Origin of the sequence: Pseudomonas germanica, from assembly GCF_019614655.1 — a bacterium.
Taxonomy (GTDB): Bacteria; Pseudomonadota; Gammaproteobacteria; order Pseudomonadales; family Pseudomonadaceae; genus Aquipseudomonas; species Aquipseudomonas neuropathica.
This window is the reverse complement of sequence record NZ_CP071586.1, coordinates 1,442,677-1,456,876: the sequence shown is the minus strand read 5'-3', so window position 1 is coordinate 1,456,876 and position 14,200 is coordinate 1,442,677. Positions and strand designations below refer to the sequence as shown.

Below are 14,200 nucleotides of genomic sequence, written 5' to 3'. Positions count from 1 at the left end.
TTTACAATCATAAGCAAGATCAAAAGATCGCAGCCTCGTTTCACTCGACAGCTCCTACAGGGAAGCTAACTATACGAAGAATCAGGCCGTCATCGCTGGCAAGCCAGGCTCCCACAGGTTGTGCTGAGTTCTCAAAATTGTGCACGACCTTGTGGGAGCCAGCCTGCTGGCGATGAACGATGACGCGGTCGTCAGGTTTTTGGATCGACTCGATCCAGTGCCCGGTTTACCGCGAGTTCGGCGAGCATGATGATTTGCTGAATGGCCAGTGCGGTGTTGCGTTGCAAACCGCCTAGTTCGGTTGCGAAGTTGCTGGCCATGGCGTTTGCTGAGGCCAACGATTCACAGGCGTGGGCGAGCAGGCTTTCGGTGTCGACGCTGGGGTGGACGAGGAACATGGTGCTCGGTTGTCGGGGTTTGGCGGGTTCGGGGCTAAGGTAGAAATCGAGGGCGCGTTTGATGGCTTCGCGGTTTTTTGCCAAGTCTTCAGCGCGGATAGCGGCTTCGAGTGGGGTGGTGGTTTCGGGGGGTGGATCAGGTATTAGCTTGTCCAAAATTCAACTCCTGCTACTGCAAGTGGGGATGCCATCGTTCGCCGGATCTCACGCGGCGAAGAGGTGGCAGCTATGTGCAGGGTGAGATCCACCGGAGCAGGCAACCGGCCAGACCGAAGTCTGCCCGCACACAGCCGCCATAAAACAGGCAGCAGATTGAGCTGGCGCCAATTATCGTGGTGTTGGCGCTAGTGGCAAGCATTCCGGGGATCTCACGCCCGGTCGCTGAATTGGCAGCGACAGGCAAAGCCTAGAGAGCGGGCGTCCGACGGACAACCTGAAAACCTTGTGGGAAGGTTCTGGCTATTCGACACATCATTAAACAGCCAAAAGCAAACCCTCACCCTAGCCCTCTCCCAGAGGGAGAGAGGACTGACCGGGGTGTTTGGTGGATGTTCGCCGACGTGAAATACCGAGTCGAATTCAGATTCTGAAACAGATCAAAAGCCCCTCACCCTAGCCCTCTCCCAGAGGGAGAGGGGACTGACCGGGGTGTTTGGTGGATGTTCGCCGACGTGAAATACCGAGTCGAATTCAGATTCTGAAACAGATCAAAGCCCCTCACCCTGCCCTCGCCCAGAAGGAGAGGGGACTGACCGGGGTGTTTGGTGGATGTTCGCCGACGTGAAATACCGAGTCGAATTCAGATCCTGAAAAGCCCACAAATCGGCTCCCTCTCCCTCGGGAGAGGGCTGGGGTGAGGGGCAGCTCCAACACAAATCAAAAGCCGAACACCCCGTGCTCTTCACCACTCAACAGGATGAGCGTTAGCTCGGCTGCTGCTCTTGATCTTGATCCACAGGCCCCGTCGGCAGGCTGAGTGGAGGGATTTATCCGGGGGTGGGAGCGCAGCGACCGTTTGGCGCAGCCAAATGCATCGAGAGGAGGTGCAGCGAAGCAAACCGTAGGCGATGCGCCCGGATGGATCCCGGAGCGAAGGAACCCCGAGCTTTAGCGAGTGGGCCGAACGTTGGGGCAAGCGTTTTTGGTTACTTTTTAGGCGTTTGTAAAAAGTGACCCGCCGTAAGGGCGGAACCCTAAGAAGCCGTTACCGCAGCAACGGATATGTACCCGGTCAGCCAGAACATCATTACCTGATCCGACGCCTTCGCGAGCAAGCTCGCTCCCACATTGGATTCCCATTGCCTGGAAAATCGGGGGGCAACAAAAAACCCGCAGACAATCACTCATCTGCGGGTTTCCCGTTTCAGCAGCAAGAAAAGTCAGAAATCTTCCAGCCGCCACACCTCATACGCCGGTGTCTCGTAGGGATGGCTCAACTTGAGAGCCGCCACCACAGCAACGATCAACTCATCCGCCACCACAAGCTCAACCTTCCACTCCTCAACCCGCTCAACCCGCCCCGCCTCGCCCATGAACGGCTGACTGCCGTCCAACGGTCGAAACTGGCCCAGACCGAGCACCTGCCAAGCACAGTGGTCATAGTCACCGATCCGCCCACCACCGGCAGCGAACACAGCCCCTTTGACCACCTCGACATGACTGTCAGGAACAAAAAAGGCGAGCTTGTACACAGGCCTTAGTTAACCCAGACGCGCGCGTTACGGAACATACGCATCCAAGGTGCATCCTCGTTCCAGTCTTCCGAACGCCACGAGTTCTGCACCGCGCGGAACACACGCTCCGGGTGCGGCATCATGATCGTCACACGGCCATCACGGCTGGTGAGACCGGTAATCCCGCGCGGCGAACCGTTCGGGTTGGCCGGATAACGCTCAGTGACCTTGCCATGGTTGTCGACGAAACGCATCGCCACGCAACCGGACAGATCGGCTTCCAGCAGGGCTTCTTCGCTGGAGAACTCGGCGTGACCTTCACCGTGAGCAATGGCGATCGGCATACGCGAACCGGCCATGCCTTGCAGGAAGATCGAGTTCGACTCCTGAACCTGAACCATCGCGACACGCGCTTCGAACTGCTCGGAGCGGTTGCGCACGAAGTGCGGCCAGAATTCGCTGCCCGGAATCAGCTCGTGCAGGTTGGACATCATCTGGCAACCGTTGCACACGCCGAGGGTGAAGCTGTCGTTACGCTCGAAGAAGCCCTGGAACGCATCGCGGGCGCGGCTGTTGAACAGTGCCGACTTGGCCCAGCCTTCACCGGCGCCGAGAACGTCGCCGTAGGAGAAACCACCGCAGGCCACCAGACCTTTGAACTCGTTCAGGTCGACACGGCCGGCCAGAATATCGCTCATGTGCACGTCGATCGCGTTGAAACCGGCGCGGTCGAACGCGGCGGCCATTTCCACCTGACCGTTGACGCCCTGCTCACGCAGCACGGCAACCTGAGGGCGGATGCCTTTCTTGATGTAAGGCGCGGCGATGTCCTGGTTGACGTCGTAGCTGAGCTTGACGCTCAGGCCCGGGTTGTCTTCTTCCAGCAGCACGTCGAACTCTTGCTCAGCGCAGTCGGCGTTATCACGCAGACGCTGGATCTGGTAGCTGGTCTCGGCCCACTGACGTTGCAGCAGACGACGCTGACCTTCGAACACGGTGTCACCGTTGAAGGTGATGTTGATCTGGCCATTGTTGATCGGTTGACCGATCACCGACACGCAGTCGCCCAGACCGGCCGCGCTGAATTGCGCGAGGATATCTGGCGTGGCGTCCTGACGAACCTGGATCACGGCACCCAGCTCTTCGTTGAACAGGATCGCAGCGATTTCCGCCGAAGACTCGGCAACGCTGTCCAGGTTCAGGCTCAGACCGCAGTGGCCGGCGAAGGCCATTTCCACCACGGAGGTCAGCAGACCACCGTCGGAACGGTCGTGGTAAGCCAGCAGGTGACCGTCGGCGTTGAGGCCCTGGATCACTGCGAAGAAGGCTTTCAGGTCTTCGGCGTCATCGACATCCGGCGCATGTTTGCCGAGCTTGCCGTGAACCTGAGCAAGGATCGAAGCACCCATACGGTTCTGACCGCGACCGAGGTCGATCAGGATCAGGTCGGTGGTGCCCTTGTCCATGCGCAGTTCCGGAGTCAGGGTCTGACGGATGTCAGCCACTGGCGCGAAACCGGTCACGATCAGCGACATCGGCGAGGTCACGGTTTTTTCTTCGCCGTTATCGTTCCAGCGGGTGGCCATGGACATCGAGTCCTTGCCCACCGGAATGGTGATGCCCAGCTCAGGGCACAGTTCCATACCGACCGCTTTCACGGTGTCGTACAGACGCGCGTCTTCGCCCGGGTGGCCGGCAGCCGACATCCAGTTCGCCGACAGTTTGATGTCGGAGAGCTTGTTGATGCGCGAAGCAGCGATGTTGGTCAGGGTTTCGCCAATGGCCATGCGGCCCGACGCCGGAGCGTCCAGCAGTGCCAGCGGAGTCCGCTCGCCCATTGCCATCGCTTCACCGGTGTAGACGTCAAAACTGGTGGCGGTGACAGCAACGTCGGCAACCGGAACCTGCCATGGGCCAACCATTTGGTCACGGGCCACGAGGCCGGTGATGGTGCGGTCGCCGATGGTGATCAGGAAGCTTTTGCTCGCCACGGCCGGGTGATGTAGAACGCGCTCGATGGACTCGGTGATGTCGAGGTTCGACGGATCGAAGTCATCGCCCAATTCGGCTTCACGAACTACCGAACGGTGCATGCGCGGGGCTTTGCCCAGCAACACTTCCAGTGGCATGTCCACCGGGTTGTTACCGAAGTGGCTGTCGGTCACGGTCAGTTGCGGCTCGGCAGTGGCTTCGCCGACTACAGCAAACGGGCAACGCTCACGTTCACAGATCGCCTGGAAGCGCTCGAAGTCCTCAGGGCCTACCGCCAGAACGTAACGTTCCTGGGATTCGTTGGACCAGATTTCGTGCGGGGCCATGCCCGGCTCGTCGTTGGGAATGTTGCGCAGTTCGAAACGGCCACCGCGGTCGCCGTCGTTGACCAGTTCCGGGAAGGCGTTGGACAGACCGCCCGCGCCGACGTCGTGGATGAAGCTGATCGGGTTTTTGTCGCCCAGTTGCCAGCAACGGTCGATGACTTCCTGGCAGCGACGCTCCATTTCAGGGTTTTCACGCTGCACGGAAGCGAAGTCGAGATCCGCCGAGCTGGTGCCGGTGGCCATCGAGGAAGCAGCGCCGCCGCCCAGACCGATCAACATCGCCGGGCCGCCGAGGACGATGAGCTTGGAGCCAACGACGATCTCGCCTTTCTTGACGTGTTCTTCACGGATGTTGCCCATGCCGCCGGCCAACATGATCGGCTTGTGGTAACCGCGAACTTCGTCACCGTGCGGGGTGGTGATCGATTGTTCGAAGGTACGGAAGTAGCCGGTCAGGGCCGGACGACCGAATTCGTTGTTGAACGCAGCGCCGCCGAGCGGGCCTTCGATCATGATGTCCAGCGCGGTAACAATGCGCTCAGGCTTGCCGTACGGCACTTCCCACGGCTGTTCGAAGCCCGGAATCTGCAGGTTCGACACGGTGAAACCGGTCAGGCCAGCCTTTGGCTTGGCGCCACGGCCGGTTGCACCTTCGTCGCGGATCTCGCCACCGGAACCGGTCGATGCACCCGGGAACGGGGCAATTGCGGTCGGGTGGTTGTGGGTTTCAACCTTCATCAGGATGTGCACCGGCTCCTGCACCGCGCCGTACTGGCGGGTTTCAGGATTCGGGAAGAAACGGCCGGCAACGTTGCCGACGATCACCGAGGCGTTGTCCTTATAAGCCGACAGAACGCCTTCGCTGTGCATCACGTAGGTGTTCTTGATCATGCCGAACAGGCTTTTTTCCTGGTTCTCACCATCAATATCCCAACTGGCGTTGAAGATTTTGTGGCGGCAGTGCTCGGAGTTGGCCTGGGCGAACATCATCAGTTCGATGTCGTGCGGGTTGCGCTTGAGACCGTTGAAGGCATTGACCAGGTAATCGATCTCGTCTTCAGCCAGAGCCAGGCCCAGCTCGGTGTTGGCTTTTTCCAGCGCAGCGCGACCACCACCGAGGATGTCGATTGCAGTCAGCGGCTTCGGCTCGGCGTGGCTGAACAGACCGGCGGCCTGCTCGAGGTTGGCCAGCACGATCTGGGTCATGCGGTCATGCAGCACGTCGGCAATCTGCTGCGCTTCGGCTTCGCTGAACTGACCGGCAACGTAGAAGGCGATACCGCGTTCCAGACGCTGGATCTTGCTCAGGCCGCAGTTGCGGGCGATATCGCTGGCCTTGCTCGACCATGGCGAGATGGTGCCGAAACGCGGCAACACCAGAAACAGACGGCCGGTCGGCTCTTGTACCGGAACGCTTGGACCGTACTTCAGAAGGCGCGCAAGCACCTGCTGTTCGTCGCCGGTCAGGACGCCGGTGACTTCGGCGAAGTGAGCGAATTCAGCATACAAGCCACTGACAGCCGGAACCTTCTGGCTCAGTTGCTCAAGGAGTTTGCTGTGGCGAAAGGCAGAAAGGGCAGGAGCGCCGCGCAGGATCAACATCTTCGGGACAGCCTCGGGAAGGGGTGTGCTTTGAGGCCGTGCATTCTAGCCTAAACCGCCCTCAACATCACCCGAAACGCTACGCACGGTTGCACTCGGGTATCAATCTGTGTTTCCGACTTCAGAGTCAGGTAAATCAGCTATTCAGATGCCGCTTATTTTTACTGTAACAAAATGCCGTCAAGCCCCGTTCCTGCGGGGTTTCGTGCAGTTTTGTGATCGCTAGCAGACTCGCCCTGCACTGTCGAGATATGGCGCCCGCAGCCGTTTGCGTATACTGCGCAGATGTTTTTCCCAACGGCTTTGCGTCCGCGGTACGCCAAATGGCTGATCGCAACCGGACTCTTCCTGATGCTCGGTGGCTGTGTTGATAAACCCAACACACTCGAGCGCGTAAAGGAGGATGGTGTGCTGCGGGTGATTACCCGTAACAGCCCCGCCACCTACTTTCAGGATCGCAGCGGTGAAACCGGCTTCGAATACGAGCTGGTGAAGCGCTTCGCCGACGATTTGGGCGTAGAGCTGAAGATCGAGACCGCCGACAACCTCGATGACTTGTTCGATCAGATCGGCAAGCCGAACGGCCCGGTGCTGGCCGCCGCCGGTCTGGTCAGCAGCGAACAGCGCAAGCAGCAGGTGCGGTTCTCGCACTCCTACCTTGAAGTCACCCCGCAGATCATCTATCGCAACGGCCAGTCACGGCCGACCGATCCTGGCGATCTGGTCGGCAAGAAGATCATGGTGCTCAAGGGCAGCACCCACGCCGAGCAACTGGCGGAGCTGAAAAAGAAATTCCCCGGCATCGAATACGAAGAGTCCGACGCGGTTGAAGTGGTCGATCTGCTGCGCATGGTCGATGAAGGCCAGATCGACCTGACCCTGGTCGATTCCAACGAAGTGGCGATGAATCAGGTGTATTTCACCAATATTCGCGTGGCCTTCGACCTCGGCGATGCACGCAGCCAGAGCTGGGCCGTGGGCCCGGGCGAAGACAACAGCCTGCTCAACGAAATCAACGCGTATCTGGACAAAGTGCAGAAGAACGGCACCCTGCAACGCTTGAAGGATCGCTATTACGGCCACGTCGATGTTCTCGGCTATATGGGTGCCACGACTTTCGCCCAGCACTTGCAGCAGCGCCTGCCGAAATACGAACAGCACTTCAAGAACTACGCGAAGAAAGAGAAAGTCGACTGGCGTCTGCTGGCGGCCATTGGTTATCAGGAATCGCTGTGGCAGCCGACGGTTACCTCGAAGACCGGCGTGCGCGGGCTGATGATGCTGACCCAGAACACGGCACAGGCAATGGGCGTGTCCAACCGCCTCGATCCGAAGCAGAGCATCATGGGCGGCGCCAAGTACCTGGCTTATATGAAGGACCAACTCGACGATTCGATCAAGGAGCCGGACCGCACGTGGTTCGCCCTCGCGGCCTACAACGTCGGCAGTGGCCACCTGGATGACGCGCGTAAGCTAACGGCCAAGGAAGGGCTGAACCCGGACAAATGGCTGGACGTGAAGAAAATCCTGCCGCGCCTGTCGCAGAAACAGTGGTACAGCAAGACGCGTTATGGCTACGCCCGAGGCGGCGAGCCGGTGCACTTTGTGGCGAACATTCGTCGCTACTACGACATTTTGACTTGGGTGACCCAACCGCAACTTGAAGGCGATCAAGTGGCTGAGGGCAATCTGCATGTGCCGGGCATCGATAAGTCAAAACCCGCACAAGAACCTGCCCCGCTCTAATCAACACCCCAAATCAATTGTAGGAGTGAGCCTGCTCGCGATATCGGTGGGTCAGTCAATTAATTTTGTCTGACACACCGATATCGCGAGCAGGCTCACTCCTACAAGGGTTTTGAGTTGAAGCTTAAGGCTTGGCAGCAGCCAGGATCAGCGCCTTCATTTCCGCTACCGCAGACTTGAACCCGACGAACAACGCATGCGCCACCAGCGCATGGCCGATGTTCAGTTCGTTGATGCCTTTGATGGCCGCTACGGCTTCAACGTTGTGGTAGTGCAAGCCGTGACCCGCGTTAACGATCAGGCCTTGGGCCAGACCAAACGCCACGCCATCGGCGACACGCTTGAGCTCTTCAGCCACTTCGGTCGGGGTTTCGGCATCGGCGTAACGGCCGGTGTGCAGTTCGATGGCCGGCGCACCGACACGCTTCGACGCTGCAATCTGGCGCTCGTCGGCATCGATGAACAGCGACACTTCGCTGCCGATCTTCGACAGACGCTCAACCGCTGCCTTGATGCGCTCCTCCTGTCCTGCCACATCCAGACCGCCTTCGGTGGTCAGCTCCTGACGGGTTTCCGGGACGAGGCAGATGTGCGCCGGACGAATGCGTTCGGCAAACGCCATCATTTCTTCGGTGACGCCCATTTCGAAGTTCATGCGGGTTTGCAGCACATCCTTGAGCAGCAAGACATCGCGCTCCTGAATGTGCCGACGGTCTTCACGCAGGTGCACGGTGATGCCATCGGCCCCCGCCTCTTCCGCGTCCAGCGCCGCCTTGACCGGATCCGGGTAGCGCGTGCCACGAGCCTGACGCAGGGTGGCGACGTGGTCGATGTTCACGCCAAGAAGAATGCGATTGCTGGTGGTCACGGATGTGCTCCTGAAGGGAAAGATTCGGCGCACAGCATACACGGTGAAGGGTCTGTTTACGTCTGGGCGCGGCGCAACGGGATGCTGGCTGAGTGCAGGGCAAGGCGCGAGGAACGAAGTTTGGTTGCGCCAAATGAGTTCCGAGCAACGCGGCCCTGCGCGCAGCCAGCGCCCGTTGCGCCGCGTCCAGACGTAAACAGACCCTTAGGGCTTGCGAAACAGCTCGCGACTGACGAGAGGGCGACCGCCCAGGTGAACAGCCAGTGCCTGACGCATCAAGCGCTTGGCGGCGGAGAGCGCGCCGGGGGCGGTCCAGTCGGCTTCGGCCATGGCCAGTAATTCGACGCCGTTGAACAGGCCGGGTTGCAGCAGGAAGACCCGCTCAAGACCGGCATCCACTTGCAGACGATAAAGACCATCCGGCGCAACAGGTTCGCCATGGACATCGGTATTCAACGAAAAGCCGTAACCGAGATCGTCCAGCAGCCGCCATTCAAAGGAGCGCAGCAACGGCTCCAGCGGACGACCTTCGGCCAATGCCAGCAAGGTCGCGGCGTAGTGATCGAAGACACCCGGGTGCGGGTCTTCGGCAGGCAGCAGGCGAATCAGCAATTCATTCAGATAGAGACCGCTGAACAGCGCTTCACCGTTGAGCCACGCCGAGGTGCCAGAGCTCTCCATGCGCCCGACGTTCTTAAGCTCGCCCTTGCCACGAAACTCGACTTCCAGCGCCACGAACGGCCGCGCCAATGTCCCGGCCTTGCCCCGCGCACTGCGCAACACCGCCCGCAGCCGACCTTGCGGCGTGAGGAAGTCCACCAACGCACTGGTTTCGCGGTAGGCGCGAGAATGCAGGACATAGGCGGGTTGGGCCGGAGGCGGGTTTTGCGACATTAGGTTCTCGATGAAGAAACGCAGTTTTACACACAACCCAAAACCACTGTGGGAGCGAGCCTGCTCGCGAAAGCGGAGTGACAGTCAACATCAAGGCTGAATGTTACATCCTCTTCGCGAGCAGGCTCGCTCCCACAGTGGGTATCGGTGTTCTCTGGATCGGTGATTACAGGTCGCCGTAACCCAGCGAACGCAGCGCACGCTCGTCATCGGACCAGCCGCCCTTCACCTTGACCCACAGGTTGAGCATGATCTTGGAGTCGAACAGCAGCTCCATGTCCTTGCGCGCTTCGGTGCCGATGCGTTTGATACGCTCGCCCTTGTCGCCAATGATGATCTTCTTCTGGCCGTCGCGCTCAACGAGGATCAAAGCATGAATGTGCAGGGTCTTGCCCTGCTGCTTGAACTCTTCGATTTCGACGGTGATCTGGTAAGGCAGCTCAGCGCCCATCTGGCGCATGATTTTCTCGCGTACCAGTTCGGCGGCAAGGAACCGGCTGCTGCGGTCGGTGATCTGGTCTTCCGGGAAGAAGTGATCGTTCTCCGGCAGATGATCAGCGATAACCTTTTCCAGCGCGTCGAGGTTGTGCCCGTGCTGCGCGGAGATCGGGATGATCTGCGCGTTCGGCAACTGCTCCTGCAACCAGCTCAGGTGCGGCATCAGCTCGGCTTTGTCTTCGATGCGGTCGGTCTTGTTCAGCGCAACGATCAATGGGCCGGTAACGTACTGCACACGCTCGAGAACCATCTGGTCTTCGTCGGTCCACTTGGTCCGATCGACTACGAAGATCACCACGTCGACGTCTTTCAACGCTGCCGAAGCGGTTTTGTTCATGTAACGGTTCAGGGCCTTTTCGCCACCCTTGTGCATACCAGGGGTATCGACGTAGATCGCCTGCACGTCACCTTCGGTTTTGATCCCGAGCATGTTGTGGCGAGTGGTCTGCGGCTTGCGCGAGGTAATGGCGAGCTTTTGGCCAAGGATGTGGTTCAGCAGCGTCGACTTACCGACGTTGGGACGGCCGACGATGGCAACATAGCCACAGCGAGTTGCGTTTGTATCAGTCATTGCCATTCTCCACGCCCAGGGCAATCAGTGCTGCGGCGGCCGCTACCTGTTCGGCAATACGACGGCTTACACCCTGACCTCGGCTTTTTTCATTCAGTAAGACAACTTCGCACTCGACGAAGAAGGTTCGGCAGTGCGGCTCGCCCTGGATATCCACCACTTCGTAGCGTGGCAGTTCACAACCGCGCGATTGCAGGTGTTCCTGCAGGCGGGTCTTCGGATCCTTGTTGGTATCGACCAGCGTCAGGCCTTCGAACTCGCCAGCCAGCCAGGCCAGCACGCGCTCGCGCGCCATATCCATGCCGGCGTCAAGGTAGATCGCGCCGATCAAGGCTTCGAGGGCATCGGCCAGAATCGATTCGCGACGGAAACCGCCGCTTTTCAACTCACCGGAACCCAGTCGCAGGTAATCGCCAAGGTCGAAACCGCGAGCCAGTACGGCCAGCGTCTCACCTTTTACCAGGCGTGCGCGCAAACGCGATAACTGGCCTTCGCGTGCCAGCGGGAAGCGATCGAACAGTGCCTCGCCGGCGACAAAATTGAGGATGGCATCGCCGAGGAATTCCAGGCGTTCGTTGTTGCGCCCGGCAAAACTTCGGTGCGTCAGGGCCAGCAGCATAAGCTCCTGATCCTTGAAGGTGTAACCGAGCTGGCGCTCGAGACGGCTTAGAGAAACGCTCACGGTTTACCCACGCTGAGTTCGTGGCTGGATTCCACTGCCATCGCCGGGATGCGGCGCAGGCCTGGGACAATTAACGCTGTGTTCAAAAATTAAATCCTGGCGATTGCGAAGCCGATTGTGCCGGCTCCAGAAATGCATTCGGCGCTGTGGTCAACAGCGCCGTGTGTAATTACTTGATCAGGCCAACCCGCGAAAAATTCGGCAGGTGACTGAGTTTTGATTCCGGCCAGCTCATCCAGACCGCGAAGGCCTTGCCGACGATATTCTGGTCTGGAACCATGCCCAGCAGATCCTTGGGAATGTTCGGATCATCCCAGTAGCGACTGTCGTTCGAGTTGTCGCGGTTGTCGCCCATCATGAAGTAGTGCCCGGCCGGCACGGTCCAAGTATGGTCCGGCGTGGCGCGGTAACGGCTCATTTCCTTGCGGATCAGGTGTTCGGCAGCGCCGAGCTTTTCTTTGTAGAACTCGGCGCTGCCGAGCATGCCCGGCTCCGGGCCGACCAACTGTTCGGCCACCGACTCGCCATTGATGAACAGACGCTTGTCGGCGGTGTAACGCACCGTATCGCCCGGCAGGCCGACTACACGCTTGATGTAATTGACGCTCGGATCACTTGGATAGCGGAACACCATCACGTCACCGCGCTGCGGATCACCCACTTCGATGATTTTCTTGTCGATCACCGGCAGACGGATCCCGTAAGAAAATTTGTTCACCAGAATGAAGTCGCCGACGTCCAGGGTGGGTTTCATCGAGCCCGAAGGGATCTGAAACGGTTCCACGAGGAACGAGCGCAGCACCAGCACGATGAACAACACCGGGAAGAACGACTTGCCGTATTCGACCAGCAGCGGCTCTTTGTTCAGTTTTTCAACGACCACTACATCAGGCTGGCTGACACTGCCTTGATAGGAGGCAATGGCAGCACGCCGACGCGGCGCCAGAATCAACAGATCAAGCAACGCCAACAGGCCGCAGACGAACACGGCGATGACCAGCAACAGCGGGAAATTTAGTGACATAGGACCTAACTATCCAACCTGAGCACTGCGAGGAAGGCTTCTTGTGGAATTTCCACGTTGCCGACCTGCTTCATGCGTTTCTTACCGGCCTTTTGCTTCTCGAGCAGTTTCTTCTTACGGCTGACGTCACCGCCGTAGCATTTGGCCAATACGTTCTTTCTGAGCGCCTTGACGGTTGTCCGGGCAACGATCTGACCACCGATGGCGGCCTGAATGGCTACGTCGAACATCTGACGAGGAATCAGTTCTTTCATCTTCTCGGTCAACTGGCGACCTTTGTAGTGCGAGTTGTCACGGTGCACGATCAACGCCAGGGCATCGACCTTGTCGCCGTTGATCAGCACGTCCAGTTTCACCAGATTAGCCGATTGGTAACGATCGAAATGGTAATCCAGCGAAGCATAGCCGCGGCTGGTGGATTTGAGACGGTCGAAGAAGTCCAGGACCACTTCGTTCATCGGCAGGTCGTAGGTGACCTGCACCTGATTGCCGAGGAACAGCATGTCGACTTGAACGCCACGCTTCTCGATGCACAGGGTGATGACGTTGCCCAAGTGTTCCTGCGGCACCAGAATGTTGGCCCGCACGATCGGCTCGCGCATGTCTTCGATCGACGACACATCCGGTAGCTTGGATGGGTTGTCGACGTAAATCGTTTCACCGGTTTTCAGCACCAGCTCGAAAATTACCGTTGGCGCAGTGGTAATCAGGTCCAGGTCGTACTCGCGTTCGAGGCGCTCCTGGATGATTTCCATGTGCAACATGCCAAGGAAGCCGCAACGGAAGCCGAAGCCCAGTGCGTCGGAGCTTTCCGGGGTGTACTGCAACGACGAGTCGTTGAGGGTCAGCTTCTGCAGCGCTTCGCGGAAGTCCTCGAAGTCGTCGGAACTGACCGGGAACAGACCGGCGTAAACCTGTGGCTGGATGCGTTTGAAGCCGGGCAGCACTTCAACATCCGGGGTCGAGGCCAGGGTCAGGGTGTCACCGACCGGTGCACCGTGAATGTCCTTGATGCTAGCGATGATGAAGCCCACTTCGCCGGCTTTCAAATCAGTGGTGGCGGTGTGTTTCGGGTTGAACACGCCCACGCTGTCGACCAGATGGATCTTGCCGGTGGACTTGACGAGGATCTTGTCGCCCTTCTTCACGCGGCCATGACGTACACGCACCAGGGAAACAACGCCCAGGTAGTTGTCGAACCAGGAGTCGATGATCAACGCTTGCAGCGGATCTTCAATGTTGCCGGTCGGCGCAGGAATGGTGTGCACCAGACGCTCGAGGACTTCGTCGACACCCAGGCCGGTCTTGGCGCTGCAGGTGACGGCGTCGGTGGCATCGATGCCGATGATCTTCTCGATTTCGTCTTTTACGCGATCAGGATCGGCCTGCGGCAGGTCGATCTTGTTCAGCACCGGCATGACCTCAAGGCCCTGCTCGATCGCGGTGTAGCAGTTGGCTACGGACTGAGCTTCAACGCCCTGACCGGCATCGACCACCAGCAAAGCGCCTTCACAGGCAGCCAGGGAACGGCTGACTTCGTAGGTGAAGTCGACGTGGCCCGGGGTGTCGATGAAGTTCAACTGGTACTTGATGCCGTCTTTGGCGGTGTAATAGAGGGTAACGCTGTGGGCCTTGATGGTGATCCCGCGTTCACGCTCCAGATCCATGGAATCCAGTACCTGGGCTTCCATTTCACGCTCGGCCAGGCCGCCGCACATCTGGATGAAGCGATCGGCCAGCGTCGACTTGCCATGGTCAATGTGGGCGATGATGGAGAAATTGCGGATATGACTCAAATCACTCACGGATCAACACTCAAAAAGGCTGCAGGCATAGCCCGCCGAAAAATAGCCGGGAATTGTACCTGATACACGGCGCAAGCGTCACGTTCGCCTGTCACCCGGATTGCATGCAAAAACGCCCCGA

At 59.0% G+C, this 14,200-nt stretch carries 10 protein-coding genes; 1 reads left to right on the top strand and 9 read right to left on the bottom strand.

Annotated elements, in window-relative coordinates:
* Positions 1-191: 191 nt before the first annotated feature.
* From J0G10_RS06305 to purL, 3 genes are all read right to left on the bottom strand, one after another.
* A complete protein-coding gene (locus J0G10_RS06305) occupies positions 192-554 on the bottom strand; it encodes a DUF6124 family protein (RefSeq protein ID WP_220558073.1) in 363 nt (120 codons plus the stop codon).
* 1,223 nt (positions 555-1,777) lie between these two features.
* Complete coding sequence (locus J0G10_RS06300) at positions 1,778-2,089, bottom strand: YqfO family protein (protein WP_016986104.1); 312 nt, start codon at positions 2,087-2,089, stop codon at positions 1,778-1,780.
* A 5-nt stretch (positions 2,090-2,094) separates the two neighbouring features.
* A complete protein-coding gene (gene purL / locus J0G10_RS06295) occupies positions 2,095-5,991 on the bottom strand; it encodes a phosphoribosylformylglycinamidine synthase (protein ID WP_095050949.1) in 3,897 nt (1,298 codons plus the stop codon).
* Between the two features lie 285 nt (positions 5,992-6,276).
* Between purL and mltF the strand changes: the two genes are divergently transcribed.
* The gene (mltF, locus tag J0G10_RS06290; RefSeq protein WP_093436891.1) at positions 6,277-7,737 is read left to right on the top strand and encodes a membrane-bound lytic murein transglycosylase MltF; all 1,461 of its coding nucleotides are present in this window, start codon (positions 6,277-6,279) and stop codon (positions 7,735-7,737) included.
* A gap of 124 nt (positions 7,738-7,861) precedes the next feature.
* Here the strand turns inward: mltF and pdxJ are convergent, their stop codons facing one another.
* From pdxJ to lepA, 6 genes are all read right to left on the bottom strand, one after another.
* Positions 7,862-8,605: a pyridoxine 5'-phosphate synthase gene (gene pdxJ, locus J0G10_RS06285; RefSeq protein ID WP_093436895.1), complete on the bottom strand. Its 744-nt coding sequence runs from the start codon at positions 8,603-8,605 to the stop codon at positions 7,862-7,864.
* Between the two features lie 204 nt (positions 8,606-8,809).
* On the bottom strand, positions 8,810-9,499 hold the full coding sequence (gene recO / locus J0G10_RS06280) for a DNA repair protein RecO (protein ID WP_093436899.1): 690 nt from the start codon (positions 9,497-9,499) through the stop codon (positions 8,810-8,812).
* A gap of 166 nt (positions 9,500-9,665) precedes the next feature.
* A complete protein-coding gene (gene era, locus J0G10_RS06275) occupies positions 9,666-10,568 on the bottom strand; it encodes a GTPase Era (protein ID WP_007909024.1) in 903 nt (300 codons plus the stop codon).
* Complete coding sequence (rnc, locus tag J0G10_RS06270; protein WP_093436904.1) at positions 10,561-11,250, bottom strand: ribonuclease III; 690 nt, start codon at positions 11,248-11,250, stop codon at positions 10,561-10,563. Before rnc ends, era begins: the two co-directional genes overlap by 8 nt.
* 169 nt (positions 11,251-11,419) lie before the next feature.
* Positions 11,420-12,274, bottom strand: coding sequence for a signal peptidase I (gene lepB / locus J0G10_RS06265; protein WP_095050950.1), 855 nt, complete (start codon positions 12,272-12,274; stop codon positions 11,420-11,422).
* A gap of 5 nt (positions 12,275-12,279) precedes the next feature.
* The gene (gene lepA, locus J0G10_RS06260; RefSeq protein WP_008083639.1) at positions 12,280-14,079 is read right to left on the bottom strand and encodes a translation elongation factor 4; all 1,800 of its coding nucleotides are present in this window, start codon (positions 14,077-14,079) and stop codon (positions 12,280-12,282) included.
* Positions 14,080-14,200: the final 121 nt, after the last annotated feature.